A 26036-nucleotide genomic window follows, 5' to 3' on the forward strand; every position below is an offset into this window, starting at 1 on the left:
CCGGAGCCTGCGCAGGCGCAGGCTCCGGGTTTTATGCTTTTGCCATTGCTCGTCGTTCGGACGTTTTCGCCCGACCATCTTCCAAGCCATCGCTTGGCCTGGGCATGTCCTGCGGCGCGATCCGTTCGATATGAAGCGATATGTCGTCCCTGGCGGAGCCGGGGCCATTGAGCCGCAACTGACGACTCGGCATGCTACCGCCTGAGGAAACGTCAGGATAAATACAATGATGATGCGCGGAATTGCGACAGCGCTTGCTCTGCTCTGCGGGCTGCCGGCAGCGGCACAGGAGGCATGGCCAACCCGGCCGCTGCGTCTCGTCGTCGGCTTCCCGGCTGGCGGCCCCACCGACATCCCGGCCCGCATCATCGCGGAGCAGCTGCGCGGCCAGCTTGGCCAACCCGTGGTGGTGGAAAACCGCACCGGCGCCGGCGGCCGCATCGCCCTGGACCATGTGCTGTCACAGCCGCGGGATGGACATACCCTCCTGCTCTGCACCTACATCGACGCACTGAATTCAATGAGCGCGTCGCGCCCCTATGCGCTGGGCGACATCGTTCCGATCAGCCAGATCACGCGGGCCTATTACGCGCTGGTCGTTCCGAACAGCCTGCCGGCCACGAATGTCGCGGAATTCGTCGCCTTGGCGAAGGTGCGGCCGGAGGCACTGGCGTTCGGCCATGTCGGCCCGGCCTCCATGCCCAATCTGGTGGCGCGGATGTTCGAGGGCGCGGCGGGCGTCACCATGGTGGAAGTGCCCTATCGCGGCACGCCGCCGGTGTTGCAGGACCTGATCGCCGGGCGCCTGCAACTCTTCGTCGGCCCGCTGGTGAACACCATGCCGCTGGCCCGGGCTGGTGAGGTCCGCGCCATCGGCGTGACCAGCCCGCAGCGCCTGACTGTGGCGCCGGAGGTGCCGACGCTGGCGGAGCAGGGGATGAACCTCGTGGCCTTCGGCTGGCTCGGCGTCTGCGGCGGCGCCGGCACGCCTCAGGCGGTGGTGCGGCGGATGAACGAACTCGTGTCGGCCGCGGTGGCCTCCCCGGAATACCGCACGGCGGTGGAGGGCACCGGCGCCTCGGCCGTGTCCTCGACGCCGGAGGGTCTGGGCCAGCTCATGCAGGATACGGTGGAGCAGTATGGCGCGGTGATCCGGCGGTTCAGCATCCAGATGGACTAGACCGCCCTTCCGCTCGAAAAGGCTTACGCCGAACGGTCTATCTTGTTGTTCTGTCGTGTGATTCAGCCCTGCGGCGCCTTCGTGCCTACGGCCGTCACGCTCGGATAGGCAGCGGCTGCCCCCCGCAGGCCCAACACCCCGCCCGTTCCACCGGCCTGAACGACACATAAAAAAACGCCCGCGGCAGGCGCCGCGGGCGTTGTTTCGGATCGCTGACCGGCAGCCGGTTCAGTCGGCGGCAAGCGCCATGCGTGAGCGGTTGAGGATGCTCATCACATGGTCTTCCGCCGCATCGGCGACCTGTTCGGTCTGCGCCGGGGTGAACACGTGGCCCGCACCGCCCATCACGCGGTAGTCGATCTTCACACCCTTCTGGGTGTTCAGCTTGTCCACCAGCTTCTTCACCGACGGTTCCGGCACCAGCTCGTCATCCGCGCCATGCAGGATCAACCCGCTGCACGGGCAGGGCGCGAGGAAGCCGAAGTCATAATGGCTGGCCGGGGCGGCGATCGACACGAAGCCGCCCATCTCCGGCCGGCGCATCAGCAACTGCATGCCGACATAGGCCCCGAAGGAATAGCCGGCGACCCAGAGCATCGAGGCCCCAGGGTTCACCGTCTGCAGGAAGTCGAGCGCCGAGGCCGCATCGGAAATCTCACCAATGCCGCCATCATAGCGGCCCTGGCTGCGGCCGACGCCGCGGAAATTGAAGCGCAGGGTGGAAAACCCCATCGCCTTGTAGCGCTCGAACAGCGCATGGGTGACGCGGTTGTTCATCGTGCCGCCGTGCAGCGGGTGCGGGTGCAGCACGAGGGCGACCGGGGCGCCGGGCTTGCCGGCGTGGTGGTAACGACCTTCGAGCCGCCCGTCCGGGCCGGCGAACATCACTTCTGGCATCGTGTTCTACATCCGGTTGAGGCGCCGGCGTGGGGCCGCCGACACCCGATCGGGAAACCAGGCCAGCGCACGGCGCGGCCCGATGGCAAAGAGGCATGGCCGCAGCCGAGGGGCGTCGTTGACGTTCCTCGGCATGGCCCATACCCTTCCGTGGCGACAGTTTGTCGCGCGCATCGGACTTCGGTCGTTCATGGCTGCACCAGGAGAGGTTCCCGTCTCCTGGCGCGCTGCCAATATAGAGTTGCGTTGCGCGGAATCATAAGAAAATCATGACACCTTTTTTGGTATATGCATGGCAGGCATCCCCGCCGCGCATGACGGCCGTGTAATGCCCGTCCGCGACCACCGTGCCACCCGCCATCCGTGCCAAAAATCCGCGAAATGACCCAGGGTCTCTACCTTGACGCGAATGCGACCGAACCGCTTCGCCCCGAAGCCCGGGCGGCGGCGATCATCGCGTTGGATACGATCGGCAACCCATCCTCGGTCCATGCCGAAGGACGCGCCGCACGGCGCCTGCTGGAGGAGTCCCGCGCCCGCATCGCCGTGACCTTTGGCGCAGCCCCGGCCGAGGTCGTCCTGACCGCCGGCGGCACGGAAGCCAATGCCATGGCCGTGCACGGGCTTGGCCGCGGCCGGCGCATCCTGGTGGGCGCGACGGAGCATCCAGCCGTGCTGGCCACGGCCCCCGGCGCCACCGTGCTGCCGGTGCTGGCCGACGGCACCATCGACCTGGCCGCCCTGGCGGCAGCGCTGGCCGATGGCCCACCCGCCCTGCTCTGCCTGATGGCCGCCAACAACGAGACGGGCGTTCTGCACCCCCTGGCCGAGGCCGCCGCCCTCTGCCGCCAGCATGGCGCAATGCTGCATGTCGATGCGGTACAGGCGGCGGGCCGCGTCGTGACCGGGCTGGGCGCCGCGGACAGCCTGGCGCTGTCCGGCCACAAGCTGGGCGGCCCAAAAGGCGCCGGCGCGCTGATCCTGCGGCCTGGCCTGGCGCTGGCCCCGCTGCTGGCCGGCGGCGGGCAGGAACGCGGCAGGCGGGGCGGCACCGAGGCATTGCCCGCCATCGCCGGCATGGCCGCGGCGGCCGAGGCGGCGCAGCCCACCGCCGCCGCCCGCCTGGCGGCCCTGCGTGACGCGATCGAGGCCGGCGCCGGGCTTCCCGTCGCGGGCGCCACCGCCCCCCGCCTGCCCAACACCACCAGCCTTGTCGTGCCCGGCACCCCCGCCGAAACCCTGGTCATCGCGCTGGACCTGGAGGGGGTGCGGGTGTCGGCCGGCTCCGCTTGTTCCTCCGGCAAGGTCGGGCGCAGCCATGTGCTCGATGCGATGGGGTTGGGCGAGGCCGCCGGCCAAGCGATCCGGATCAGCCTGCCGTGGAATGCGCCGGACGACGCCCCGGCCCGGTTTCTTGCAGCCCTGGCCCGCGTGCGCGCCCGGCGCCTTTGATCTGTTGTGCCTTTACCCCGGCGTGGGGTGCGCCACATTGGGCAGATGCGGAACCGCCCCATCTACCTCGACAACCACGCCACCACGCCGGTCGATCCGCGCGTGCTGGCGGCCATGCGCCCCTGGTGGGAAGAGAATTTCGCCAATCCGCATAGCGTCGAACACGCCATGGGCCGCGCCGCGGAAGAAGCGGTCGAACAGGCGCGCCAACACATCGCAGCCCTGATCGGGGCCGATGCGCGGGAGGTCATCCTGACCTCCGGCGCGACCGAGGCGAACAACCTGGCGATCAAGGGCGCCGCGCGCTTCGCCGCGGGCCAGGGCAGCACGCGGCGTCGTGTCATCACCCTGGTCACCGAACACAAATGCGTCCTGGAAAGCGTCCGCGACCTGGCGGCTGAAGGTTTTGAACCGGTCATCCTGCCGGTCGGGCCGGACGGGCTGCTGGACCTGGACGTGCTGCGCGCCGCCCTGGCCGTGCCGACGCTGCTGGTCAGCGTGATGGCGGTGAACAACGAGATCGGGGTGATCCAGGACATCGCCGCGATCGGGGCACTGGTCCGCGACACCGGCGCACTGTTCCACGTCGATGCGGCCCAGGCCTCCGGCCGGATCGCCATCAATGCGGGGCTGGCCGACCTGATGTCGCTGTCGGGCCACAAGCTCTACGGCCCCAAGGGGATCGGCGCGCTCTATGTCCGCCGCCGCCCGCGCGTGCGCCTGGCGCCGCTGTTTTCCGGCGGCGGGCAGGAACGGGGCCTGCGGTCGGGCACCCTGGCCACGCCCCTGGTGGTGGGCTTTGGCGAGGCGGCGCGCATCGCCCGCGCCGAGGGTCCGCTGGATGCCGGGCGCATCGCCGGCCAGCGCGACCGTTTCCGGGCGGCGCTGGAAGCCGCTGTCCCCGGCCTGCGCCTGAACGGCCATGCGACAGCGCGGGTCGCGGGCAACCTCAACCTCACCTTTCCCGGCGACGTGACGGCGGAGGCGATCATGGCGGCCGCCCCGGGCGTCTGCGTTTCCACAGGCTCGGCCTGTTCCTCGGCCGAGATCACCCCATCGCATGTCTTGCGCGCCATCGGCGTTTCCGACGGTGATGCGCGGAAAACCTTGCGGATCGGCCTGGGGCGTTTTACCTCGCCGGCCGACGCCACCACCGCCGCCACGCTTCTGGCGGCGGCCTGGGACGCGGCCCGATCCGATCCATCCAGACCCAGTGCCCATGCGGTAGCGGAGTGACCATGCCGAAGATGACGTTCATCGAGCGAAACGGGAACCACAAGACGGTGGAAGCCCCGCTTGGCCTTTCGGTGCTGGAAATCGCCCATCGCCACGACGTGGATATCGAAGGCGCCTGCGAGGGCTCGCTCGCCTGCTCCACCTGCCATGTCGTGGTGGATGCCGCCTGGTTCGCGAAACTGGTGAAGCCGACCGAGGATGAGGAAGACATGCTCGACCTCGCCTTCGACCTGCAGGAAACCAGCCGCCTGGGCTGCCAGTTGATCATGACCGATGCGTTGGACGGGCTGGTGGTGAAGCTGCCGGCGGCGACGCGGAACGCCGGCGGTTGACCGACTACGGCAGCGAGGGCGGGCTGTTCCGGCGGCTGCGCGCCGCCGCCCCCGCCTGGGAAGCCTATTGCTGGCACCCCTTCGTCCAGGGCCTGGCCGATGGCAGCCTGCCCTTGCCCGCCTTCCAGCATTACCTGGTGCAGGACTACCTGTTCCTGCTGCAGTTCGCCCGCGCCAAGGCGCTGGCGGTGTTCAAGGCCGAAAGCCTGCAGGCCATGCGCGACAAGGCGCAGGCGGTGCTGTCGATCCTGGACGAGACCAAGCTTCACCTGACCTATTGCCGCGAATGGGGGCTGGATGAGGCCGCCGTCGTCGCCACCCCCGAAGCCGCCCCCACCGTCGGCTATACCCGCTGGGTGCTGGACCGCGGCATGGCGGGCGACATCCTGGACCTTGAGGTGGCGCTGGCCCCCTGCACCGTCGGCTATGGCGAGATCGCGATGCGGATCAACGCGCACCCGTCGCGCAGGCGCGATGGCAACCCCTACGAATCCTGGATCGCGACCTATGGCGGCGCCGAATACCAGGCCCTGGCCCGCGCCGCCGCCATGCGGCTGGACACGCTGGGCACAAGCCATGGCGGCGAGGCCCGTTTCCCCTCCCTGTCATCCAACTTCGCCGAAGCCGCGCGGCTGGAGACACACTTCTGGCAGATGGGATTGGACGCCCGCTGATGCGTATCCTGGTCGCGATGTCCGGTGGGGTGGACAGCAGTGTCGTCGCGGCCCTGCTGCATGAGCAGGGGCATGAGGTGGTCGGCGCCACCCTGCAACTCTACGACCATGGCGCGGCCGTGAAGAAGTCAGGCTCCTGCTGCGCCGGCCAGGATATCCACGACGCCCGCGACGTCGCCGACCGCCTAGGCATTCCGCACTACGTGCTGGATCGCGAGCAGCGTTTTCGCAACGCGGTGATCGACGATTTCGCGGATTCCTACGCCCGCGGCGAAACCCCGATCCCCTGCGTCCGCTGCAACCAGACGGTGAAGTTCCAGGACCTGGCCGTGCTGGCGCGGGACCTGGGCTGCGAGGCCCTGGCGACCGGGCACTACGCCCGCCGCGTGGAAGGCATCGATGGCCCGGAACTGCACCAGGCCGCCGATCCCGCGCGCGACCAGTCCTATTTCCTCTTCGCCACCACGCGCGAGCAACTGGCCCTGGCGCGCTTCCCGCTGGGCGACATGCCGGACAAGGCCGCCGTGCGCGCGCTGGCCGACCGCTTTGGCCTGGGCGTCGCCCAGAAGCCCGACAGCCAGGACATCTGCTTCGTGCCGGAGGGCCGCTACAGCGACCTGGTGGCACGGCTACGCCCCGATGCGGCGGCGCCGGGGGAGATCGTCCATGCCGATGGCAGGGTGCTCGGCCAGCACCAGGGCATCGCGCGCTACACCGTGGGCCAGGCGCGCGGGCTGGGGGATGCCTCCCATGCCGATGGCGAAAGGCTGTTCGTCACGGGCATGGAGGCCCAGACGCGCCGCATTATCGTCGGCCCCCGCGCCGCGACCGCGACCGAGGAGGTGATCGCCGGCGACACGAACTGGCTGGTCGCCCCGCCCGAGGGCGATTTCGCCTGCTTCGCCAAGCTGCGCGCGCGGGAGGTTCCGCGCCCGGCGGTGGCCCATTGGGATGGGGCGCTGCTGCGCTTGCGGCCCGAGGTCGCGGCCATCGCCGCCCCCGGGCAGGCGATGGTCCTGTACGATGCGATGGGGCGCGTCCTCGGCGGCGGGTTCATCCGGGCTGCCTCCCGCGTTGACATGCGGCAGAGCGCGGCCTAATCGCAGCGCCTGCCCGCTTGGGGCAGGTTTTGGGGCGGTGTAGCTCAGCTGGTTAGAGCACGGCACTCATAATGCCGGGGTCGGCGGTTCAAGTCCGCCCGCCGCTACCAATATTTTTCACGACTTATCCACAGGCACGAAGCCGCCTCGGGCTACGGCGGCGGTCGTTCACCGTGAATGATGTTTTGGTTGCGAGATGCGGCTGCGTCAAACCGCATCGTCACCTCGGCCAGCGCCCCCCCGATCCAGCCGCTGCCGCCGCAAAAGCGGGCACGGCATTGTCGCCCGAACGTCCAATACCACCTCGCATACCCTCATCGGCTTCGACCAGCCGTCGCTGGCCGGGAGCCGCGCGACGGCCTCGGCCCAGGGCTGGTCGCGGTCGCGGCGCGGCCCGTCGAGATCGATCTCCCCGCATCGGAGCGGCCAGAAGCGCCGATTGCCGGTTTCGTCGCGCAGGTAGGTGTCGGGATTCACGCTGCCGGCGAAGACCCACTGGGCAGCGGCCATCACGGCCATGGTGACGGGGCGGATCAGCGCGATGCGCCGTGCAGGAGAGACAGGTTGTCAGAGAGAAAAATGGAGCGGGCGAAGGGATTCGAACCCTCGACCCCAACCTTGGCAAGGTTGTGCTCTACCCCTGAGCTACGCCCGCATCCGAGGGCGCTATGCCATGCAGCCCGAACCATTGCAACCCTACCCGACCGACCCTGCACCGCGATCCCCGGTCTGGATGTGCAGCCCGCACCCGCAAAGTCCGCCTGGCCCCGCATGGGCTCCATCATGGGCAAGCCAGGGAGAGCGGGGATTCACCATCGCAGCCCGGCATTCGTGCCTGCGCGGCTGGGGCTCAACAGCGCAGCCATCCCCGGTCGAAGGCCGCAGCCTGCTCAACAACACGCTGCGCGACGGACAGCCTCGGCGGCGAAGGATGCCGCCAGAAGTATCGCTACCAGTACGTTTTCTGGTACGATAATTAACCTTTTGGAAGCGGGTCTGGGGAGCGTGCAGCGCCATGCCGAGTGCGTTCTGGACGATGTGCGGGTGCCCGAACTGCTGGCGCACGGGTGAAGCGCCGGAGCATTTTTTAGCGGACCCGATTCTCAACCCCGACGGCCCCCCCGCCGAGAGTCAGGCCTTCTTCTCAACCGCCCAGATTGCCCACCAACTCCGCTCCTCATGGGCGGGGTTCTCCGAAGGCACCTTCCGTGCCTGGAACCAATCGACCGTCACCTACGCGATCAATGATGCCGTCACCGGCTACAATGGCGAACAGGCCGGCCTGATCAACATGACCGCGCTGATGCAATACCGTGCCCGGGAAGCCTTCATCCTATGGGATGATCTGGTTCCTCTTGCCTTCGTCGAATCGGATTCGCCATTCTCTAATATAACCTTCAATCTATCCAGCCGGACAAACAACAATCTCAGCTACGCCTCACCCGGCAGCCTGACGCCTCTTGGTGGCAGCAACTACGCGTTTAACCGCGGTCAAATCTGGCTCAGTTCGACCTACACGTCGCACGACACTGACAGCGACATGGTGTACGGCGGCTACGGATTTATGACCTATATCCATGAAATAGGCCACTCGATCGGCCTGTCGCACCCTGGCAGCTACAATGCAGGCCCAGGTGTTTCGATCACCTATGGCGCCAATGCGGAATACGCGCAGGATACCCTGCGCTATACTGTCATGTCTTATTTCAATGCATCAGAAGATGGCAGCGGCACCGATCACTACGGCAGCGACAACTTGCTGAAATACGCCCAAACGCCCATGGTCCACGATGTCATGGCCATCCAGGCGATCTACGGCGCCAGCACCACGACCCGCGCCGGAGATACCAACTACGGCTTCAACAACACCAGCGGGCGTGACGTTTTTAATTTCTCTATCAACACAAATCCGATCGTCACCATTTTCGATTCCGGTGGCAACGACACCCTCGACCTGTCGGCCTATACGCGCGGCAATCGCATCGACTTGGCGCCAGGCGCCTATTCCGATGTTGGCGGCTTCATGACCAACAATCTTGGCATCGCCTTCAGCACATTGATCGAAAACGCCAATGGCGGATCGGCATCAGACACCATAATCGGCAATTATGCAAACAACTGGCTGCGCGGAAATGGCGGAAATGACACCATAATAGGCAATGGCGGCTTCGATACGGCAATTTTTAACGGTTTTATGCGAAATTATACCATAACAGAACTTTCCGCCAACGCCTCCTCGCTGCGCTCCCGCGTCAGCGGTTCCGATGGCACAGATTCGCTGTTTGGCATTCACCGGCTGCAATTCGCGGATGGCGCGGTGTACCTCGAAGAAGGCAATCCCCTCTTCGATGGCTTATACTACACGCAGCAAAATCCCGACGTCTTCAGGGCAACCAATACATCCCCGTTCGCCCATTACCTCAGCTACGGCTGGAACGAAGGGCGCAACCCGTCGCTCTATTTCAACAATAACGGCTACCTCTCAGCCAATATCGATGTACGCAACGCCCATGTGAACCCGCTGCTGCACTACGACATCCACGGCTGGCGGGAGGGCCGCGACCCCGGCTTGAATTTTGACACCGCCGGCTACCTGGCGATCAACACCGATGTACGGGCCGCGGGGATCAACCCGCTGATGCACTTCATGGACTATGGCCGCTTCGAAGGTCGCGCCACCCAAAAGATGGTTGGTAGCGTCGATTCCTTTGGCTTCGACCGCCAATTCTACCTCATGAAGAACCCGGACGTCGCCGCAGGCGGCATGGATCCGTCGCTCCATTTCAATCTCTTCGGCTGGCACGAAGGCCGGGCCGCCAGCAGCTACTTCGACACGGCCGGCTACCTCAGCCGCTACGCCGATGTCCGCAGTGCGGGCGTCAACCCGCTGACCCACTACAGCACGTCGGGTTGGCGGGAAGGCCGCGATCCTTCCGCGACCTTCGACACCTCCGCCTACCGTGCCAACTACACCGATGTCGCGAACGCGGGGGTCAACCCGCTCTGGCACTACATGGCGTTTGGCATCAACGAAGGCCGCGCCGTCTTCAGCGATGGGGTGTTCGACTGACTCGGCGGCCTGCTACTGGGGCGGCTTGAGTGGCGGCCCGCCCGCCCCTAGGTTGCGGCGCCCGTACAGGACCACCCCCCATGAGCATGAGCCGACGCAAGATCTACCCCGATGCCGCCGCCGCCCTGTCGGGCGTGCTGAAGGACGGCATGCTGATCCATTCCGGCGGCTTCGGCCTCTGCGGCGTGCCGATGGCGCTGATCGAGGCGATCCGTGACGCGGGCGCCAAGAACCTGACCTTCGTGTCCAACAACGCGGGCGTCGATGACGGTGGCCTCGGCCTGCTGCTGAAAACCCGCCAGATCAAGAAGATGATGTCCTCCTACGTCGGGGAGAACGCCGAATTTGCCCGCCAGTTCCTGGCCGGCGAGCTCGAGATCGAATTCAACCCCCAAGGCACCCTGGCCGAGCGCATCCGCGCCGGCGGCGCAGGCATTCCCGCCTTCTATACCAAGACCGGCGTCGGCACCGCGGTCGCCGAGGGCAAGCCCACCGCCGAATTCGACGGCCAGACCTTTATCCAGGAACGCGGCATTTTTGCGGATCTGGCCATCATCCACGCGTGGAAGGCGGATACCGAGGGCAACCTGGTGTTCCGCCGCACCGCGCGGAACTTCAACCCGATGATGGCGACCGCCGCCCGCGTGACAGTCGTCCAGGTGGAACACTTGGTCGAGGCTGGGGAGATCGACCCCGACCACATCCACACCCCCGGCATTTTCGTGAAGCGCATCGTCGTGCTGCCGCCCGGTTACGTGAAGCGGATCGAACAGCGCACCGTCCGCCAGCCCGAAGCCGCATAAGGAAAGACCGACAAATGGCCTGGACGCGCGACGAAATGGCGGCCCGCGCCGCCCGCGAATTGGAAGACGGCTTTTACGTGAACCTGGGCATCGGCATCCCGACCCTGGTCGCGAACCACGTGCCCGATGGCATGACGGTGCAGTTGCAGTCGGAAAACGGCATGCTCGGCATCGGGCCCTTTCCGCTGGCTGGTGAGGAAGACGCCGACCTGATCAACGCCGGCAAGCAGACCGTGACGGCGCTGCCGAACTCATCTTATTTCGATAGCGCATCGTCATTCGGCATGATCCGCGGCGGGCATATCGACCTGTCGATCCTGGGCGCCCTGCAGGTCGCGGAAAACGGCGACCTCGCCAACTGGATGATCCCCGGCAAGATGGTGAAGGGCATGGGCGGCGCGATGGACCTCGTCGCCGGGGTCAAGCGCGTCGTGGTGCTGATGGAACACACCGCCGGCGGCAAGCCCAAGCTGCTGAAATCATGCACCTTGCCGCTGACCGGCCAGCGGGTGGTCGATACCGTGATCACCGAACTCGGCGTCTTCGCCATCGACAAAACCGCCGGCACCATGCGCCTGACGGAAGTGGCGCCGGGCGTGACCTTGGAAGAGATCGCGGCCAAGACCGAAGGCGCCTATATCGTCGCGGTGTGACCGACCCTCTCGCGCTCTACATCCACTGGCCCTTCTGCGCGGCCAAATGCCCCTATTGCGACTTCAACAGCCATGTGCGGGACCGTGTCGACACGGCCCGCTTCATCGCGGGCTTGCGGCGCGAACTGGCGCATGAGGCCGCGCGCGCCGGGCGCCGGCCGCTGGCCAGCATCTTCTTCGGCGGCGGCACCCCCAGCCTGATGCCGCCCGACGGCGCCGGCGCGCTGATCGCCGATGCCCTGGCGCTGTTCGACCCACTGCCCGATATCGAAATCACCCTGGAAGCCAACCCGACCAGCGTCGAGGCCGGGCGCCTTTCCGCCTTCCGCGACGCCGGGGTGAACCGCATCAGCCTGGGCGTGCAATCGCTGGAACCCGAGGCCCTCGCCTTCCTCGGCCGCAAGCACGACGTGGGCGAGGCGATCACGGCGCTGGAACTGGCGCGCGGGATTTTCCCGCGCGTGTCCTTCGACCTGATCTACGCGCGCCCCGGCCAATCGCTCGACGCCTGGCGGGCCGAACTCCGCCGCGCCCTGGCCTTGGCCGCCGACCACCTCAGCCTCTACCAACTGACCATCGAACCCGGCACGCAATTCGCCACCCTTTTTGGGCGCGGCGCCTTCGCCCTGCCGGAGGGCGATGACGCGGCCGCCCTCTACCTCGCCACGGCCGAGGAAGCCGCCCGCTTCGGGCTGGAAGCCTATGAAGTCTCCAACTATGCCAAGCCCGGCGCGCAAAGCCGCCACAACCTGGCCTATTGGCGCCACGGCGATTACCTCGGCATCGGCGCCGGCGCGCACCAGCGCCTGACCCTGGACGGCGCCATCACCGCCGCCCGCCGCCACCGCGCCCCGGAAGAATGGCTCGCCCGCGTCGAACGCGACGGCCACGCGCGGACGGAGGAGGAAACCCTCTCCCCCAGCGACCTCGCGCGCGAAGTCCTGCTGATGGGCCTGCGCCTGGCGGAGGGCGTGGACCCCGCCCATCTCGCCGCCCGCAGTGGCGTGACCCTGGCCGATGCCACCGACCCGGCCATGCTGGTCGCCTGCATGAACGAAGGCTACCTGCGCTGGACCGACACCGGCCGCCTGGCCACGACGACCGAGGGCTTGTTGCGGCTGGACGCCATGCTGCCGGTCCTGTTGCGTTGAATCCGGCCTTCGGGGCACCCTGACACGATGCGCACCGCCTTTCTCGGCTCCTATGGTTTCGGCAACCTCGGCGACGAATTATGCCTGATCGAGGCGATGCAGAGCTTCCCTTCGACCGAAGCCCGCGCCTTCAGCACCGGCGCCGACTGGACCATGCGCTGTGCGCCCGGCCTGGCGGGGTGTTTCCGCAACGGTGACGCGATGATGGATTTCGCGCCGGAGCGCGTGGTCCTGGGCGGCGGCCATGTCGGCACGGTGGAAGCCTTCGCCGCCTTCCTGCCCTGGATGGCGCGGGCGGCCGATGCCGGCGCCGAACTGCATATCCACAACATCGGCGTCTCCGCCGGGGCGCTGGACGACAGCATCACGCCCGCCGGCTACGCCGCGCTGGGGCGGCTGAAAAGCTTCACCGTGCGGGATCCGGCATCGGCCGTCAGCGCGGCCGGATGGGGGCTGCCGATACGGGCGGGGCTGAGCCTGTTTCCCGAACGGGCGCTGGTTCCCGACCGCACCCTGGCCGAGGCCATGCTGCCGCGTGGCAAGCCTTTGCTGGGGATTTCCATCATCCCCTATCCCCTGATGGACCGCTGCCTGCGGCGCGACGCCGCCCGCGTGCGGGCCTTGCTGGCGCCCTTCGCCGGCTATGTCGCGGTCCCCATCGTCAGCACCATCCATCGCTATGCCAGCGACGAAGATGACGCGACGGGCTTCCGCCGTTTCGCCGAGGCTTTCCTGGACGGCTGGGACATCGCGATGCCCCAGATGCTGGACTACGACTGGTGGCAGGCGAACATGACCCCGGCACGGCTGCGCGGAATCATCTCCCGCCTCGACACCCTGATCAGCCAGCGCAAGCACAATGTCATCCACGGCATCGGCGCCGGGGTGCGGACCATCGGACTGCATCCGATCGAGGACAACAGCGTGCCGCGCACCATGGTCGCGGTCTCGGCGAACCTGCCCCAGGGCAGCACCTGCGTCGGGCTGCGCCACGAATGACGGTCCTGTTCTTCGGCGATTTCGGCACGGGGCACATGGCCGCCGAAACGGCGCTGCTGGAAGCGGTGCGCGCCATCGGCGATCCGGATCCGATCGTGGTCACGGCAGCGCCCGGATTCACGGCGCGCTGCGCCCCCGACGTCACCTGCATCGCGCCGGGTGAGGCACCGCCGCGCCAGCCGTCCCGGATCGTCCTGGCCGGCCCGATCGGGCGGGCGCGGCGCGTGCCGCCCCTGATGGCGCTGTTCGAGGACGCGATCGCGGCGACGCCACGGGCGAATGCCTGTTTGCACAACCTGTCCCTGCCATCGGGCGTGGACAGCGCGCAGGGCTTGCGGATCGCGGCGACACTCGACGGCCTGCAAGGCAGCATGCGCGACCACGTCACCCACCTGACGATGATGCGACGCGGCTTGCGGTGGTTTCCCGCGCTGGCGACATTCCCCGAACGCACCCTGCCGCACGACGACAGCCTGGCCTGCCTGCTGCCGGAAGGGCCGGCGCCGCTGGGTCTCATGCTCGACGCCTCCCCGCACCTGCTGGAGAGCATGGACAAGCACCCCGCGGCGTTCCGCCACGTGCTCGGGCTGCTCGCCGATCGGCCGGTGCTGCCGATCCCGCCTTCCGTGCGCCAGGCGGGTGACGATTCCGCCCCCGACCCCATCCTGGGCGCCCGCCAGGCGCTGCTCGCCTTCCGCCCCGGGCAGGCGCCGCTGCTGCCGGCATTGCTGGACGCCGATTGGTGGCTGTCGCACGCGACACCCGGCGGAATTGGGGGGCTGGTGAAGCGCTGTGCCATGCTGGTGACCACCAGCGACCTTGGCGTGCTGCTCGCCGCCGCGACCGGGGTGCCCTGCCACATCATCGGCCTCAGCCAGGATGATGCGGCGACGCGCGCGGGCGGCACGCTGGCCGGCGCGCTCGCACCAGGCAGCAGCTTCACCGTTTTGCGCTGACCCTCGGGGGCTGTCCTCGCCCATCCGCTTCGGGCATGTTGTCCTGAACAACCAAATGTTCAGGAGGCTACATGTCCAAAGTAACGAGGCGCGACCTGGCGACAATCGCCGCCGCCGCCGCGACGACCAGCCTGTTCGGCCGCGATGCCCGCGCCCAGGCCACCCAGCAGCTTGCCATCGCCACCGGCACCACGGGCGGCGTGTATTATCCGCTCGGCGGCGGCCTCGCCTCCCTGTTGTCGCGCCACATCCCGGGCATGAGCGCCACGGTCGAAGTGACGGGCGGATCGGTCGCCAACAACCAGTTGCTGGGCGCATCGCGCGTCGGGCTGATCTTCACCCAGGTCGATGCATCGGTGGACGGCATCCGTGGCGCCGGGCCGTTCCGTGGCCGCGCCGTGCCGGTGCGCGCCGTCGCCGTGCTCTACACCAACCGCATGCAGGTGGTGACCACGGCCGCGACCGGCATCCGCACCATCGGCGACATGAAGGGCAAGCGCATTTCGACCGGCGCGCCGGGGTCCGCCACGGAACTGATGGCCTTCCGCCTGATCGAAGCCGCGGGCCTGGACCGCGACAAGGATTTTCGCGCCCGCGAACGGCTGTCGCCGGCGGAAAGCACGAACGCGATCAAGGACGGCAAGCTCGACGCCTATTTCTTCGTCTCCGGGATTCCGACCAGCGCGATCACCGACCTCGGCGCCAGTCCCGGCGTCACCCTGCGCCTGGTCGACCACGATGAATTCATCCCGAAGATCGTCGAGGCCCATGGCCCGGTCTACTTCCCCGAGGTGATTCCCGCAGGCACCTATCCGGGCCAGACCACCGACAACAAGCAGATGTCCGTCGCCAATATCCTGGCGATGCGCGAGGACGCGCCGGCCGCCCTGGTCGAGAGCATCCTGCGCGTCGCCTGGGATTACCGCGCCGACCTGGCGCAGGTGCATGCCGAGGGCCGGGGCTTCACCCTGGAACGCCAGAAGACCGCCGCCGCCGGCATCCCCTGGCACCCCACCGCCGAAGCCTTCTGGCGCGCACGGGGTGCAACGCTGGCTTAAGGACTGGCGCGTGACAAATATTGCCGGCCTGCCGCCTGAAGCAGGCGACCTGGATGCCAAGACCGCCGAAGAGGTGGTCCGGCTGATCGAAGCCGAGGAAGGCGTACAGAACCGCTTCACCGGCTGGCTTGGCGTGACCGGAACGGCGGTGGCGCTGGCCATGTCGCTGTTCCACCTCTGGGCGGCGTGGGACATCGTGCCCACGACGACCCTGCGCTTCGTCCACGTCACCTTCGCGCTGGTGCTGAGCTTCTTCCTGTTCCCGGTGGCGCGGCGGTATCGCGACCGATTCATGGCGTGGGACGCGGTGCTGATCGCGGCCAGCCTGTATGTGCTGTGGTATCTGATCGACGGCGGCGACGACCTGCTCGACCGCTATGTCTTCCCCGAGCCGATGGACATCGTGGTCGGCTGGATGCTGATCGGGCTGGTGCTGGAAGCGACCCGGCGGACGACGGGCTGGATCATGCCCTTCGTCGCGGGCTGTTTCATGCTCTATGCCTTCTTCGGCGATCACTTGCCGGCGCCATGGACGCATCGCGGCTATGATGCGGAGCGGTTGATCCCGCATCTGACCACGACCCTGGACGGTATTTTTGGCACCGCGGTCGATGTGTCGGCGACGCTGATCATCCTGTTCACCATCTACGGCGCCATCCTGTCGGCCACAGGCGCCGGCAAGTTCTTCGTCGATTTCAGTTTCGCCGCCACGGGCGGCAACGCGGCCAGCGCCGGGCGCACCGTGGTGCTGTCGTCGTTCTTGCTGGGTGGGCCGTCAGGCTCCGGTGTCGCGACCACGGTGACCATCGGCACCGTCGCATGGCCGATGATGAAGCGTGTCGGCTATCGCCCCGATGATGCGGGCGGCTTGCTGGCGGCGGGGGGGCTTGGGGCGATCATCTCGCCGCCGGTCCTGGGGGCCGCGGCCTTCCTGATCGCCGAATACCTGAAGATCGGCTACCTCGACGTGCTGAAGATGGCGGCGATCCCGACCATCCTTTATTATTCCAGCCTGCTGTTCATGGTGGAGCTGGACCAGCGGCGGCTGAATGTCGCGGGGCTTGGCAATATCAAGGTGCCGGTCGCGCCGCTGCGCGAATTGTTCGCCAAGGGCTGGTTCCACTTCTCCTCGCTGATCGCGATCATCTTCTTCATGGTCATCGGCTACTCGTCGACCATGTCGGTGCTCTACGCGATGGGCGTCGCCATCGTGTTGTCCTTCCTGTCGAAGGAAGGGGCACTCTGGCCACGCCGGCTGGTCAAGGCGCTGGCGGATGGCGCGATCCAGGCGGTCGGCATCGCCGCGACCTGTGCCGCGGCGGGCATCATCGTCGGCTGCATCACGCTGACGGGTCTGGGGCTGAAGTTCTCCGACATCGCGATCCAGGCGGCCGGCGGGTCGCTGTTGATCACAGCACTCTACACCGCGCTGATCGTCTGGGTCGTCGGCCTCGCGGTGCCGGTCACCGCCTCCTACATCATCTGCGCCGTGGTGGCGGCGCCGGCGCTGATGAAGCTCGGCGTGCCGGATTACGCGGCGCATATGTTCGTCTTCTACTACGCCGTGCTGTCGGAGGTTTCGCCCCCGACCGCGCTGTCGCCCTTTGCCGCGGCCGCGATCACCGGGGCGGGGCCGTACCGCACCACCCTGATGGCGTGGAAGTACACGCTGCCGGCCTTCATCCTGCCCTTCGTCTTCGTGACCGATCCGGAGGGCGTGGCGCTGTTGCTCTCCTTCCTGCCCGGCATGGGCTGGGGCGATGTGGCCTGGCAGTTCCTGTTGGCGGCATCCGGCCTGGCCGCCCTGGCGGCCGCCTGCCAGGGCATGGCCTGGCGGCCCCTGGCCGCGTGGGAGCGTGCCGGCTTCACCCTGGCCGGGCTGATGCTGGTCTTCCCGGCGCTGCTGGAGTCGATGTTCTCCGGGCTGCTGCCCGCGCCGCATCTGCTCGGTTTCGTGCTGCTGGCCGGGCTGATCCTCCTCAACTTCCGAACCCGGACCCGGGCCGCGTGACGCCGCGCGATCCGGATTTCGTCGCCAAGGTCCGCGAGAGTTTTTCGCGGCAACCCTTCATGGCGCATCTGGGCGCGCGGTTGACGTTGGTAGAGGCGGGCCACGTCGTCGTCGAACTGCCCTGCGTGCCGCATGTGGCCCAGCAGCACGGCCATGTGCATGGCGGCGCCGTCGGCGCCATCGCCGACAGCGCGGGCGGCTATGCCGGCTTCACCCTGTTCCCGGCCGGCAGCACGGTGCTGACCGTGGAATACAAGGTGAATTTCCTGGCGCCCTCACGCGGCGATTTTTTACGCGCCATCGGCCGGGTCGTTCGCAGCGGCCGCACGCTGACCGTCTCCGACGTGCAGGTCATGGCGGTGCGCGACGGCGTGGAACACCTCTGCGCCACGGCGACGCAGACGCTGATCTGCCTGGCCGGGCAGGACTGACACCGACCTACCGCGGGCGTGCCCGCCGCCTGGCGTCGCCAAAGGCCGGTGAGGCGGCGCGGGGCGCGGCAGCGTGCCGGTCCAGCACGGCGGTGATCTCCGCCACCGCCTCGGCCGGCAACCCGCCCAGCACCCGCGCGAGGCGATTGGCCAGCGCCGTCTTGGCCGGGTCCAAGCCGCCGGTGTCCAGCCTGACCTTCGGCCGGCTTTCGCGGGCCAGCAGCGCGATCTCCTCGGCGTCGTCCCAGATCAGGCCAAAAACCTCGTTGACCTGGTGCACCAGCCCCGGGGTCGGCGTGCCGCGCCGTCCGTGTTCCAGGGCGGAGAGATAGGCCGCCGAGATCTGCAGCGCCTCGGCCAGATCCTTCTGCCGCATGCCACGCGCCCGGCGCAGCGCGCGCAGGCGTTCGCCAAACGGCGTCACGACCGGCGCCGCCGCAGCAGCACATGCACCGACCCCGAATTGGCGGCATGCGGATGCGCCAACGCCAGAACCAGCGGGCGCAAGTCGGCGGCGTTGAGCCAGAACGGCAATTCGCGCTTCAACACCCCGCCATGTGGCACGGCCCCCTTGCCGGTCACGATGCAGACGCAGCGCAGCCCGTCATGCGCGGCACCAGCCAGGAATGCGCGGACGGCCCCATGCGCCTGCTGCGCGGTGCGGCCATGCAGGTCCAGCGTGCGTTCCGGCCGGGTGCGGCCGCGGCGCAGATCCTTCCAGCGGTTGGAATCGATGCCAGGTGGGGGCGCGCCGACCGCGATCTCCCACGGCGGCGGCCGCCGCACGGCCGGGGCAGGGGCCGCGCCGGGCGGGACGGCTGCCGCCACCACGGGCGGCGGCCGCGCGGGCGTCGGCGGCAACGCCTTGCCCGGCATGGGCGCGACACCAGCCCGCTCGGCCCAGGCGCCCCACAGAGCGACCTCCTGCGGCGAGACATTGCGGTGACGAGGCGGCATGGCCCGCAGATAGGGCCCCGGGCAGAAGCGCGCCAGCAGGTTGTTGAAAAACGGGGAGGTTGCGCCGTGGAGAGGGCGTCGCCTCGCCTTGCAACAGCCTATTCGCCGCGCAACTGCGCCAGCATCCAGTCGCGGAACACCGCGATGCGCCGGGGCAACACGTCGCGATCGCGATACATCAGCAGAAACGCGCCCTCCGTCGGCAGCGCCACGTCGAAGGGCAGCACCAGGCGCCCGGCGCGCACATCGGCCTCGATGAAGCCATGGCGGCCCAGCGCCAGGCCCAGCCCATCCAAGGCCGCGCTATAGGCGATGTCCGCGCTGGTGAAGGGGATGCGCCGGGCCAGCGGGACCGGCGGCGCGCCGGTCCGCGCGTACCAGCGCTGCCAGTCGGCGGCATCGGTCGGTGCCTGCAACAGGGTGTGGTGCTCCAGATCCTGCGCCCGGCGCAGCGGCGGCGCGGCCTGGAGGTAGGCGGGGCTGCACACCGGCACCACGACCCGTTCGATCAGCCGGTGCGACAGCATGCCCGGCAGGGATTCACCGGCGCGGATCGCGACGTCCACGTCCTGCGGCACGGGGTCGTCGGGCAGGGCGGTGGTGATCATCACCTCCTGTTCCGGATGCTGCGCGTGGAACCCCGGCAGGCGCGGCAGCAGCCAGATGCGGATGAAGAAGCGCGAGCCCCAGATATGCAGCTTGCCGGCCCCGGCCTGGACCTCCCGCGTGCCAGCAGCCAGCCGGCCCAGCCCGTCGCGCACCGCGACCAGATAGGCCTCGCCCTCGGCCGTCAGCCGCACATCCGCCCCGGTGCGCAGGAACAGCCGCAGGCCCAGGAACACCTCCAGCTTGCCGATCTGGCGGCTGACGGCGCCCGGCGTCACGTGCAGTTCCGCCGCCGCCTTGCTGAAACTTTGCAGCCGCCCGGCGGCTTCGAAAGCGCGCACGGCATTCAGGGGGGGCAAACGCAGGGGCACCAGGAGGCCTGTGACTTTTTCTCAAAAGGCAGCCGACCATAAGTCGTTAGGTCAAGCAAGGCGGATGGCCCAGGTTCCGCCCGGTGCAGGGGAGAAAACAGGCATGGTGACCGATCTGGCGCCTGGCGTGGAAACGCTGATCGACGGGCGCCTCTACGTCCTGCGCCAGCCCTGCGTGCTGGACGGAAGGATGAGCAGCTACCCAGCCGATGCGCGCGGATATACGGCGGTCAACTGCTACCTGCTGGTCGAAGGCGGTTCGGCGCTGATGCTCGACACCGGGTTTTCCGCCCATGCCGGCCAGGTGGTGGCGCAATTGCGATCGGTGCTGGCGCCGGGCACGCGTCTGTCGGTCTATCCAATGCGGCTGAACGAATTCATGTCGGTCTGCAATGTCGAGGTGATCGCCGACAACTTCGATGTCGAGCAATGCTATTCCTCCAACCCCGATGCCTCGCTCTGGGTCGATTTCGGTGGGCGGTCGGATGCCGGCGGGGTGATGCCGGCACCGTTGAAGACGACCCTTGTCGCGCGCGTGCAGACCCTGAATGTCGGCCCCGGCACCGGGCGCCCGGTCGAGGCCTTCCAGGCGCCGATCCGGCTGATCGGCACGCGATGGCTCTACGACCACGCGACCCGCACGCTCTTCACCTCCGACAGTTTCACCCATGAATGGGCGACCGACGCCGCCGGTCCCTGGACCCTGGACCGCGCGGACGACGCCCAAGGTCCCGCCCATTTGCGCAGCTTCCTGCTGAACACGCGCTACTGGTGGCTGGAGGGCGGTGAGACGACCTCCCTCCGCCGCAAGCTGCGCGACGTTTTCGATCGCCACGACATCGAAACCCTGGCCCCCGGCTATGGCCGTGTCTTCCGTGGCCGCGACACCGTGCGCCGCCAGTTCGACATGATGGACGACGTGCTGGCCGATCTCAGCCGCGACCGCATCGCCCCGCATTACGTCTTCCGCGACGAGTTGAGGTAACCGCCATGACCCCACGCGAACCCATGCCGCGGCAGATCGCCGATGGCGTCTTCTGGCTCGGCGACTGCCTGGAACAGCGCGCCAAGGGCAAGATCTACCACACCTACAACGCGGCCTTCCTGGTCTGCGGGACCGAGGCCTCGATGCTGATCGAGACGGGGCATCCCAAGGATTTCCCGCTCATCGACGCGCAGATGAGCAAGCTGCTCGCCGGCCGCGCCCCACTCAAATACCTGTTCGTGACGCATCAGGAGACGCCGCATTCGGGCGGCCTCGGCCGTGTGCTGCATCGCCATCCGCAGGCGCTGCTCTGCGGCGATGTCAGCGACTACCACCTGGCCTTCCCGCAATACGCGCACCGGCTGATGCCGATGAAGGAGGGCGATCGGATCGACCTCGGCGGGCGGGAGTTTGTTGCGGTGGAACCGGTGATCCGCGACCTGCGGACCACCTGGTATGGCTTCGACACCGGCGCGCGGGTGCTGTTTCCGGGCGATGGCTTCGCCTACAGCCATTATCATGAGGACGGGCACTGCGGGCTCTGCGCGGAGGAGGCGGTGTCGCTCGACCTGCCCGATGTTTCCGCCGTCTTCGCCGACCGGGCGCTGTTCTGGACCAAGTTCACCGACATGCGGCTCTACGCCGACCGGCTGCTTTGGCTGCTCAAGGAACTCGACGTGCGGGTGATCGCGCCCAGCCATGGCCTGCCAATCCGCGACCCCGCCGTGACGGTGCCAAAGATCATCGAGGGGCTGCTGTATGGCGGCTCCGTCCCCGAATCCGGCACCGAGACGGGGCTGGCGCCACCGCCCGACCTCGTCGCCGCCCAATAATCAAGAAAGCACTCAGGAGGACGCCATGGGCAACGACCCGCACCCAACCGTTTCACGCCGTGGCCTGCTGGCCAGCGCCGCGCTGGTCGCCGCCGCGGCCCCCGCCTGGGGGCAGGCCGCCTGGCCGACGCGCCCGATCCGCATGATCGTGCCGGGCACCGGCGGCGGCGGGATGGATGTGATCGCCCGCGTGATCGCCGACCGGGTCAGCGCCCTGCTGGGGCAGCCGATCGTGGTGGAAAACCGCGCGGGTGCCGGCGGTAACATCGCCGTGGATGCGGTCGCGAAGGCGGCACCCGATGGCTACACGATGCTGCTGGGCCAGACGGCGCATTTCGCCATCAACCCGTCGCTCTACGCCCGGCTGCCCTTCGACCCGATCCGGGACTTCATCCCCGTCATCCTGCTGGCCGATGCGCCGAATGTCGTGGTGGTGGGCGCAACATCACCCTACCACACGCTGGCCCAGGTGGTGGCGGCGGCCAAGGCGGCACCCGATGGGCTGGACCTGGCGACACCGGGCAATGGCACCGTGTCGCACCTGACCGGCGAGTTGTTCCAGCAGGTCGCCGGCATCCGCTTCACCCACGTGCCCTATCGCGGGGCGGCGGCGGCGGTGACCGATGTGATCGCGGGGCGGGTGCCGGTCATGATGTCCTCGGTGCCCACTGCCCTGTCGCATATCCGCGAGGGGCTGTTGCGCGCGGTGGCGGTTTCGGCGGCGAAGCGCAGCCCGGTGCTGCCGGACGTCCCCACCATCGGCCAGGCCGGCTACCCGGGCTTCGATGCCAATACCTGGTACGGCTTCTTCCTTCCGGCCGGCACGCCGGCACCGATCGTGCAGCGCCTCAACGCCGCGGCGAACGAAGCCCTGCGCGCCCCCGGGGTCGCGGACCGCGTGCGGCAGGAAGGCGGCGACATCGTCGGCGGCACGCCGGCAGCCTTCGCCGAACTGGTCGCGGCGGACCTGGCCAAGTGGTCGCGCGTGGTGCGGGAGTCCGGGGCGCGTGCGGAGTAGAGCGTGTAGCAGGGTGCTGAATATACGAGGGCCGTGCATTGAAAGGGGCTTCGCCCCTCTCAAACTCTCCCCACCAAGGGGCCGTGGCCCCTTGGAACCCACGCGATTTGGTAAAATAAAGAGAGGGGCGTCGTTGGTACACGATTGATCACGCGCAGGCCATGCCCCTCTCTTTATTTTACCAATACTCCGCCGGTCCAGGGGCGGCGGCCCCTGGTGGGGGAGGCGTGGAGGGGGCGAAGCCCCTTCCACTGGCGCCACCTCCATATATTCAGCACCCCGCAACGGCTCACCGTGCCGCCGCGTCATCCTCTATCAGTAGCACGTGCAGCCGGCGCGGCCCGTGTGCGCCGAGTTCCAGGGTCTGTTCGATATCGGCGCTGCGGCTGGGGCCGGTGACGAACATCAGGTTGCGCGGCATGAAGCCGCCCGTTTCGGCATCCTGGCGTTCGGCGCGCAGCAGGTCCCAGGCCTCTTCGTAGGCGCCGACCACGCGGCTGGCCCGCAGCACCACGATTTCCGATTCCGGCAGCAGGTTCAGCGTCGTGGGCCGCGTGGGGTCCGATGGGAACAGGATCGTCCCGGTTTCCGCCACGGCCGCCCAGCCGTGCTGGACCGAGACGGTGTCGCTGCCGTCCGCCCGTCGCGCCTCGAAACCCAGCATTGGTCGGTCGGCCCAGGGCAGCGCCTCCAACTCCGGATGTGGCGCCATGACAAAGCGCGGCGGCAGGTTTTGGGCGGCCAGCCAGTCGGCGACGGCGCCCGGCACGTCGGCCGCATCGGCCAGGCGGACGACCGAGCCGAACTCCTTCTCCACATTGCGCACGAACAGCGCGATCTGTTCGGGGCGCGACACGCGCGACCGCGCCGGGATCAGGTGCCGGGGGTGGGTCGCCAGCCTGCCGGCCAGCATCGCCGCCTGGTCGGCCGGCAGCGGGCCGCGGCGCAGGCCACGGCGGATGGCGCCCAGGATGGCGTCCTTGCTCATGAGGTGCGGCTCCGCTGGGCGGCGGCGTAGCGCGCCATGAAGGTCCCGCCCTCCGGCACCGGCAGGTCGCGCCCTTCGGTCCAGCCACCCGCGAGGGGCAGGCTGCGAAACGCGCCCTTCTTGCGGCCGAGCAGCCCCAGAACCCCGATCATCGCCCGCGTCGCCATCCGATAGGCGCCGGGCCGCCGCGCGAACCAGCCCCAGACGCCCAGCCCCGTGCGGACGGAGGAGGGCGACAGGTGCCGCTCGAACTCCCTCTCCCGCCAATGCCGCATCATCTTTGGCAGCGGGATTTTGACGGGGCACACGCTCTCGCACTTGCCGCAGAAGGTGCTGGCGTTCGGCAAATGCCCGGCCTTGTCCACGCCGATCAGGGTCGGCGTCAGCACGCTGCCCATCGGCCCGGGATAGACCCAGCCATAGGCGTGGCCCCCCGTCGCGCCATAGACGGGGCAATGGTTCATGCAGGCGGCGCAGCGGATGCAGCGCAACATCTCCTGGAACTCGGTGCCCATCATGTTCGACCGGCCGTTGTCGATCAGCACGACATGGTATTCCTGCGGCCCGTCCAGATCGGCCCGGCGCCGGGCGCCGGTGGAAAACGTCGTGTAGACGGAAAAATCCTGACCCGTGGCGGATCGTGCCAGCAGCCGCAGCAGGCTGGTCGCATCCTCCAGCGTCGGCACCACCTTCTCGATGCTGGCCAGGGCGATGTGGACGCGCGGAAGAGTCTGCGTCAGGTCGCCATTGCCTTCGTTGGTGACGATGACCGACGACCCGGTTTCGGCGATGAGGAAGTTGGCACCGGTGATCCCCACGTCGGCCGCCAGGAATTTCTCGCGCAGCCGCGTCCGCGCCTCGGCCATGATGTCGCGGCGGTCGCCAAAGACCCGGTCGGCCGGCAGATCGGTATGGACTGCCCGGAAGGTCTTCTCCCAGTCTTCCCGGTTCAGGTGGAAGGCGGGGGCGATGATGTGCGACGGGCCTTCGTCGCGGATCTGCAGGATGTATTCGCCCAGGTCGGTCTCGACCGGGGTGATGCCGTGTTTCGACAGATGTTCGTTGATCCCCAATTCCTCGGAGATCATCGACTTGCCCTTGGTCACCGTGCGGGCGCCGGCGTTGCGGCAGATCTCCAGTACCTTGGCGCGGGCCTCGTCGGCGGTGCTGCACCAATGCACCTGGCCGCCGGCGCGTTCCACGTTGGCGGCGTAGGTTTCCAGATACCAGTCCAGGTTCGCCAGCGTGTGGTTCTTGATGTCCCGTCCGATGTCGCGAAGCCGTTCGAACTCCGGCAGGTTCGCCACGGCCCGGGCGCGGTTGCCGGTGAACATCGGCCGCGCGTGTTTCAGCGCCTTCTGCAGGCTGGCGTCGTTCAGCGCGTCGTGGGCGTTTTGTTTGAACGCGGGGGATGTGATGTGCATGGCGCCAGGATGATAGCGCCCGCCGCGCCTGCCGCTAGACCCGGATTTCCACCATCACCGGCACGTGGTCCGACGCCTGCGTCCAGCCGCGCGCGTCTTTCAGCACCTTGTGCGACACCAGGCGATCGGCAAAATCCTCGCTGACCCAGATGTGGTCCAGACGGCGGCCCTTATCCGCCGCGGCCCAGTCCTTTGCCCGGTAGGACCACCAGGAATAGAGTTTTTCGGTGTCGGGCACGAAGCGGCGCGGCGCATCCACCCAGGCCCCGGCCCGCTGCCAGGCCCCCATCGCCGCGACCTCGACCGGCGTGTGGGACACGACCTTGAGCAGCGCCTTGTGGCTCCAGACGTCCTGTTCCAGCGGCGCGATATTCAGGTCGCCGACCAGGACCGACCGCTTGGCTGGGCCGCGCGCCGCCTGCCAGGCCGTCACCTCCGCCAGAAAATCCAGCTTGTGGCCGAACTTCGGGTTGATCAGGCGGTCAGGTTCATCCCCGCCGGCGGGCACGTAGAAATTATGGATTTCCACCGGCCCGGACGGTGTCGGCACATCGACGCCCAGGTGCCGGCAGTCGCCCTTTTCGCACCAGTCCGGCTCGCCCGCCCGCAAGGTGATCGGCAGGCGGGAGAGGATGGCGACGCCGTTGTAGCCCTTCATGCCGCGCACGATGCGATGGGTGAACCCCAGCACATCGGCCGCTTCATGCGGGAAGTGTTCGTCCGGTGTCTTGGTTTCCTGCAGGCAAAGGATGTCGGGCGACAGACGCCCCACGACATCCGCCAGCAGCGGCGCGCGCAGCCGCACGGAATTGATGTTCCATGTGGCGACGCGCAGCGACATCAGACGATCT

26 protein-coding genes and 2 tRNA genes are annotated in these 26036 nt (G+C 68.1%); 19 read left to right on the forward strand and 9 right to left on the reverse strand.

Translation table 11 applies throughout. The annotated features are described in order from the left end of the window. Window positions 1–226 precede the first annotated feature (226 nt). Window positions 227–1180 carry a Bug family tripartite tricarboxylate transporter substrate binding protein gene (locus ACQW02_RS24675; protein ID WP_431282562.1) on the forward strand — a complete coding sequence of 318 codons (954 nt, stop codon included), beginning with the start codon at window positions 227–229 and terminating at the stop codon, window positions 1178–1180. A gap of 228 nt (window positions 1181–1408) precedes the next feature. Here the strand turns inward: ACQW02_RS24675 and ACQW02_RS24680 are convergent, their stop codons facing one another. Beyond that, entirely contained in the window at window positions 1409–2077 is a 669-nt protein-coding gene (locus ACQW02_RS24680; protein ID WP_431282563.1) for an alpha/beta hydrolase, read from the reverse strand. 381 nt (window positions 2078–2458) lie between these two features. Here ACQW02_RS24680 and ACQW02_RS24685 point away from each other — a divergent pair, with 381 nt between their 5' ends. The 6 genes from ACQW02_RS24685 to ACQW02_RS24710 all read left to right on the forward strand — a co-directional run bounded on the left by ACQW02_RS24685 (window position 2459) and on the right by ACQW02_RS24710 (window position 6981). Then, window positions 2459–3529, forward strand: coding sequence for a cysteine desulfurase family protein (locus ACQW02_RS24685; protein WP_431282564.1), 1071 nt, complete (start codon window positions 2459–2461; stop codon window positions 3527–3529). A 45-nt stretch (window positions 3530–3574) separates the two neighbouring features. Beyond that, window positions 3575–4765: a cysteine desulfurase family protein gene (locus tag ACQW02_RS24690; protein WP_431282565.1), complete on the forward strand. Its 1191-nt coding sequence runs from the start codon at window positions 3575–3577 to the stop codon at window positions 4763–4765. Window positions 4766–4767: 2 nt separating this feature from the next. After that, window positions 4768–5097 (forward strand): ferredoxin family 2Fe-2S iron-sulfur cluster binding protein, encoded by a 330-nt coding sequence (locus ACQW02_RS24695; RefSeq protein ID WP_431282566.1) that lies wholly within the window; start codon window positions 4768–4770, stop codon window positions 5095–5097. Then, a complete protein-coding gene (locus tag ACQW02_RS24700) occupies window positions 5094–5771 on the forward strand; it encodes a TenA family protein (protein ID WP_431282567.1) in 678 nt (225 codons plus the stop codon). Before ACQW02_RS24695 ends, ACQW02_RS24700 begins: the two co-directional genes overlap by 4 nt. After that, the gene (gene mnmA, locus ACQW02_RS24705; RefSeq protein ID WP_431282568.1) at window positions 5771–6871 is read left to right on the forward strand and encodes a tRNA 2-thiouridine(34) synthase MnmA; all 1101 of its coding nucleotides are present in this window, start codon (window positions 5771–5773) and stop codon (window positions 6869–6871) included. Before ACQW02_RS24700 ends, mnmA begins: the two co-directional genes overlap by 1 nt. A gap of 33 nt (window positions 6872–6904) precedes the next feature. Further along, window positions 6905–6981 (forward strand) — tRNA-Met (locus tag ACQW02_RS24710). A 97-nt stretch (window positions 6982–7078) separates the two neighbouring features. Here the strand turns inward: ACQW02_RS24710 and ACQW02_RS24715 are convergent. Next, window positions 7079–7390: a VapE domain-containing protein gene (locus tag ACQW02_RS24715; protein ID WP_431282569.1), complete on the reverse strand. Its 312-nt coding sequence runs from the start codon at window positions 7388–7390 to the stop codon at window positions 7079–7081. Window positions 7391–7451: 61 nt separating this feature from the next. Beyond that, a tRNA-Gly gene (locus tag ACQW02_RS24720) sits at window positions 7452–7526 on the reverse strand. 360 nt (window positions 7527–7886) lie between these two features. On the opposite strand from ACQW02_RS24720, the gene ACQW02_RS24725 reads away from it, so the two are divergent. From ACQW02_RS24725 to ACQW02_RS24765, 9 genes are all read left to right on the forward strand, one after another. Then, window positions 7887–9941, forward strand: coding sequence for a M10 family metallopeptidase C-terminal domain-containing protein (locus ACQW02_RS24725; RefSeq protein WP_431282570.1), 2055 nt, complete (start codon window positions 7887–7889; stop codon window positions 9939–9941). Window positions 9942–10021: 80 nt separating this feature from the next. Then, window positions 10022–10744 (forward strand): CoA transferase subunit A, encoded by a 723-nt coding sequence (locus ACQW02_RS24730; RefSeq protein ID WP_431282571.1) that lies wholly within the window; start codon window positions 10022–10024, stop codon window positions 10742–10744. 14 nt (window positions 10745–10758) lie between these two features. Continuing rightward, window positions 10759–11397: a 3-oxoacid CoA-transferase subunit B gene (locus ACQW02_RS24735; RefSeq protein WP_431282572.1), complete on the forward strand. Its 639-nt coding sequence runs from the start codon at window positions 10759–10761 to the stop codon at window positions 11395–11397. After that, window positions 11394–12548, forward strand: coding sequence for a radical SAM family heme chaperone HemW (gene hemW / locus ACQW02_RS24740; RefSeq protein WP_431282573.1), 1155 nt, complete (start codon window positions 11394–11396; stop codon window positions 12546–12548). The genes ACQW02_RS24735 and hemW overlap by 4 nt, the downstream gene beginning before the upstream one ends. 27 nt (window positions 12549–12575) lie before the next feature. Next, window positions 12576–13547, forward strand: a complete 972-nt coding sequence (locus ACQW02_RS24745) for a hypothetical protein (RefSeq protein ID WP_431282574.1) — start codon at window positions 12576–12578, stop codon at window positions 13545–13547. Beyond that, entirely contained in the window at window positions 13544–14503 is a 960-nt protein-coding gene (locus tag ACQW02_RS24750) for a hypothetical protein (RefSeq protein ID WP_431282575.1), read from the forward strand. Before ACQW02_RS24745 ends, ACQW02_RS24750 begins: the two co-directional genes overlap by 4 nt. Before the next feature lie 71 nt (window positions 14504–14574). Next, window positions 14575–15561 (forward strand): TAXI family TRAP transporter solute-binding subunit, encoded by a 987-nt coding sequence (locus ACQW02_RS24755; RefSeq protein WP_431282576.1) that lies wholly within the window; start codon window positions 14575–14577, stop codon window positions 15559–15561. Between the two features lie 10 nt (window positions 15562–15571). Further along, window positions 15572–17572: a TRAP transporter permease gene (locus tag ACQW02_RS24760; protein ID WP_431282577.1), complete on the forward strand. Its 2001-nt coding sequence runs from the start codon at window positions 15572–15574 to the stop codon at window positions 17570–17572. After that, complete coding sequence (locus tag ACQW02_RS24765; protein ID WP_431282578.1) at window positions 17569–18003, forward strand: PaaI family thioesterase; 435 nt, start codon at window positions 17569–17571, stop codon at window positions 18001–18003. Before ACQW02_RS24760 ends, ACQW02_RS24765 begins: the two co-directional genes overlap by 4 nt. 7 nt (window positions 18004–18010) lie before the next feature. On the opposite strand, the gene ACQW02_RS24770 is transcribed toward ACQW02_RS24765, so the two are convergent. The 3 genes from ACQW02_RS24770 to ACQW02_RS24780 form a co-directional block, all read right to left on the reverse strand. Next, window positions 18011–18427, reverse strand: coding sequence for a helix-turn-helix domain-containing protein (locus ACQW02_RS24770; RefSeq protein ID WP_431282579.1), 417 nt, complete (start codon window positions 18425–18427; stop codon window positions 18011–18013). Then, window positions 18424–18960, reverse strand: a complete 537-nt coding sequence (locus ACQW02_RS24775; RefSeq protein ID WP_431282580.1) for a Smr/MutS family protein — start codon at window positions 18958–18960, stop codon at window positions 18424–18426. The genes ACQW02_RS24770 and ACQW02_RS24775 overlap by 4 nt, the downstream gene beginning before the upstream one ends. Window positions 18961–19058: 98 nt before the next feature. Further along, window positions 19059–19937 carry a LysR substrate-binding domain-containing protein gene (locus ACQW02_RS24780; protein WP_431282581.1) on the reverse strand — a complete coding sequence of 293 codons (879 nt, stop codon included), beginning with the start codon at window positions 19935–19937 and terminating at the stop codon, window positions 19059–19061. A 103-nt stretch (window positions 19938–20040) separates the two neighbouring features. Between ACQW02_RS24780 and ACQW02_RS24785 the strand changes: the two genes are divergently transcribed. Genes ACQW02_RS24785 through ACQW02_RS24795 form a run of 3 tightly spaced genes read left to right on the forward strand, consistent with a single transcriptional unit; the run spans window position 20041 to window position 22773 of the window. Further along, a complete protein-coding gene (locus tag ACQW02_RS24785) occupies window positions 20041–20922 on the forward strand; it encodes a hypothetical protein (RefSeq protein WP_431282582.1) in 882 nt (293 codons plus the stop codon). A 5-nt stretch (window positions 20923–20927) separates the two neighbouring features. Then, complete coding sequence (locus ACQW02_RS24790; protein ID WP_431282583.1) at window positions 20928–21755, forward strand: MBL fold metallo-hydrolase; 828 nt, start codon at window positions 20928–20930, stop codon at window positions 21753–21755. 25 nt (window positions 21756–21780) lie between these two features. Then, entirely contained in the window at window positions 21781–22773 is a 993-nt protein-coding gene (locus tag ACQW02_RS24795; protein ID WP_431282584.1) for a tripartite tricarboxylate transporter substrate binding protein, read from the forward strand. A 289-nt stretch (window positions 22774–23062) separates the two neighbouring features. Here the strand turns inward: ACQW02_RS24795 and ACQW02_RS24800 are convergent, their stop codons facing one another. The 3 genes from ACQW02_RS24800 to ACQW02_RS24810 are packed head-to-tail and all read right to left on the reverse strand — an operon-like array spanning window position 23063 to window position 26026. Then, window positions 23063–23761, reverse strand: a complete 699-nt coding sequence (locus tag ACQW02_RS24800) for a LutC/YkgG family protein (RefSeq protein ID WP_431282585.1) — start codon at window positions 23759–23761, stop codon at window positions 23063–23065. Then, on the reverse strand, window positions 23758–25185 hold the full coding sequence (locus ACQW02_RS24805; protein WP_431282586.1) for a LutB/LldF family L-lactate oxidation iron-sulfur protein: 1428 nt from the start codon (window positions 25183–25185) through the stop codon (window positions 23758–23760). The genes ACQW02_RS24800 and ACQW02_RS24805 overlap by 4 nt, the downstream gene beginning before the upstream one ends. A 34-nt stretch (window positions 25186–25219) precedes the next feature. Then, window positions 25220–26026, reverse strand: a complete 807-nt coding sequence (locus ACQW02_RS24810) for an exodeoxyribonuclease III (RefSeq protein WP_431282587.1) — start codon at window positions 26024–26026, stop codon at window positions 25220–25222. Window positions 26027–26036: the final 10 nt, after the last annotated feature.

The organism is Humitalea sp. 24SJ18S-53 (assembly GCF_050632385.1).
Classification (GTDB): domain Bacteria; phylum Pseudomonadota; class Alphaproteobacteria; order Acetobacterales; family Acetobacteraceae; genus Humitalea.

What these genes read in the sequence shown, in the direction of transcription:
- ACQW02_RS24745 (WP_431282574.1), top strand. Translation starts at nt 12,576, where the DNA reads ATGCGCACCGCCTTTCTCGGCTCCTATGGTTTCGGCAACCTCGGCGAC.
- ACQW02_RS24810 (WP_431282587.1), bottom strand. Translation starts at nt 26,026, where the DNA reads ATGTCGCTGCGCGTCGCCACATGGAACATCAATTCCGTGCGGCTGCGC.
- ACQW02_RS24725 (WP_431282570.1), top strand. Translation starts at nt 7,887, where the DNA reads ATGCCGAGTGCGTTCTGGACGATGTGCGGGTGCCCGAACTGCTGGCGC.
- ACQW02_RS24680 (WP_431282563.1), bottom strand. Translation starts at nt 2,077, where the DNA reads ATGCCAGAAGTGATGTTCGCCGGCCCGGACGGGCGGCTCGAAGGTCGT.
- ACQW02_RS24795 (WP_431282584.1), top strand. Translation starts at nt 21,781, where the DNA reads ATGGGCAACGACCCGCACCCAACCGTTTCACGCCGTGGCCTGCTGGCC.
- ACQW02_RS24685 (WP_431282564.1), top strand. Translation starts at nt 2,459, where the DNA reads ATGACCCAGGGTCTCTACCTTGACGCGAATGCGACCGAACCGCTTCGC.
- ACQW02_RS24730 (WP_431282571.1), top strand. Translation starts at nt 10,022, where the DNA reads ATGAGCATGAGCCGACGCAAGATCTACCCCGATGCCGCCGCCGCCCTG.
- ACQW02_RS24675 (WP_431282562.1), top strand. Translation starts at nt 227, where the DNA reads ATGATGATGCGCGGAATTGCGACAGCGCTTGCTCTGCTCTGCGGGCTG.
- ACQW02_RS24735 (WP_431282572.1), top strand. Translation starts at nt 10,759, where the DNA reads ATGGCCTGGACGCGCGACGAAATGGCGGCCCGCGCCGCCCGCGAATTG.
- ACQW02_RS24755 (WP_431282576.1), top strand. Translation starts at nt 14,575, where the DNA reads ATGTCCAAAGTAACGAGGCGCGACCTGGCGACAATCGCCGCCGCCGCC.
- ACQW02_RS24715 (WP_431282569.1), bottom strand. Translation starts at nt 7,390, where the DNA reads ATGGCCGTGATGGCCGCTGCCCAGTGGGTCTTCGCCGGCAGCGTGAAT.
- ACQW02_RS24785 (WP_431282582.1), top strand. Translation starts at nt 20,041, where the DNA reads ATGGTGACCGATCTGGCGCCTGGCGTGGAAACGCTGATCGACGGGCGC.
- ACQW02_RS24800 (WP_431282585.1), bottom strand. Translation starts at nt 23,761, where the DNA reads ATGAGCAAGGACGCCATCCTGGGCGCCATCCGCCGTGGCCTGCGCCGC.
- mnmA (WP_431282568.1), top strand. Translation starts at nt 5,771, where the DNA reads ATGCGTATCCTGGTCGCGATGTCCGGTGGGGTGGACAGCAGTGTCGTC.
- ACQW02_RS24790 (WP_431282583.1), top strand. Translation starts at nt 20,928, where the DNA reads ATGACCCCACGCGAACCCATGCCGCGGCAGATCGCCGATGGCGTCTTC.
- ACQW02_RS24695 (WP_431282566.1), top strand. Translation starts at nt 4,768, where the DNA reads ATGCCGAAGATGACGTTCATCGAGCGAAACGGGAACCACAAGACGGTG.
- ACQW02_RS24750 (WP_431282575.1), top strand. Translation starts at nt 13,544, where the DNA reads ATGACGGTCCTGTTCTTCGGCGATTTCGGCACGGGGCACATGGCCGCC.
- ACQW02_RS24690 (WP_431282565.1), top strand. Translation starts at nt 3,575, where the DNA reads ATGCGGAACCGCCCCATCTACCTCGACAACCACGCCACCACGCCGGTC.
- ACQW02_RS24805 (WP_431282586.1), bottom strand. Translation starts at nt 25,185, where the DNA reads ATGCACATCACATCCCCCGCGTTCAAACAAAACGCCCACGACGCGCTG.
- ACQW02_RS24775 (WP_431282580.1), bottom strand. Translation starts at nt 18,960, where the DNA reads ATGCCGCCTCGTCACCGCAATGTCTCGCCGCAGGAGGTCGCTCTGTGG.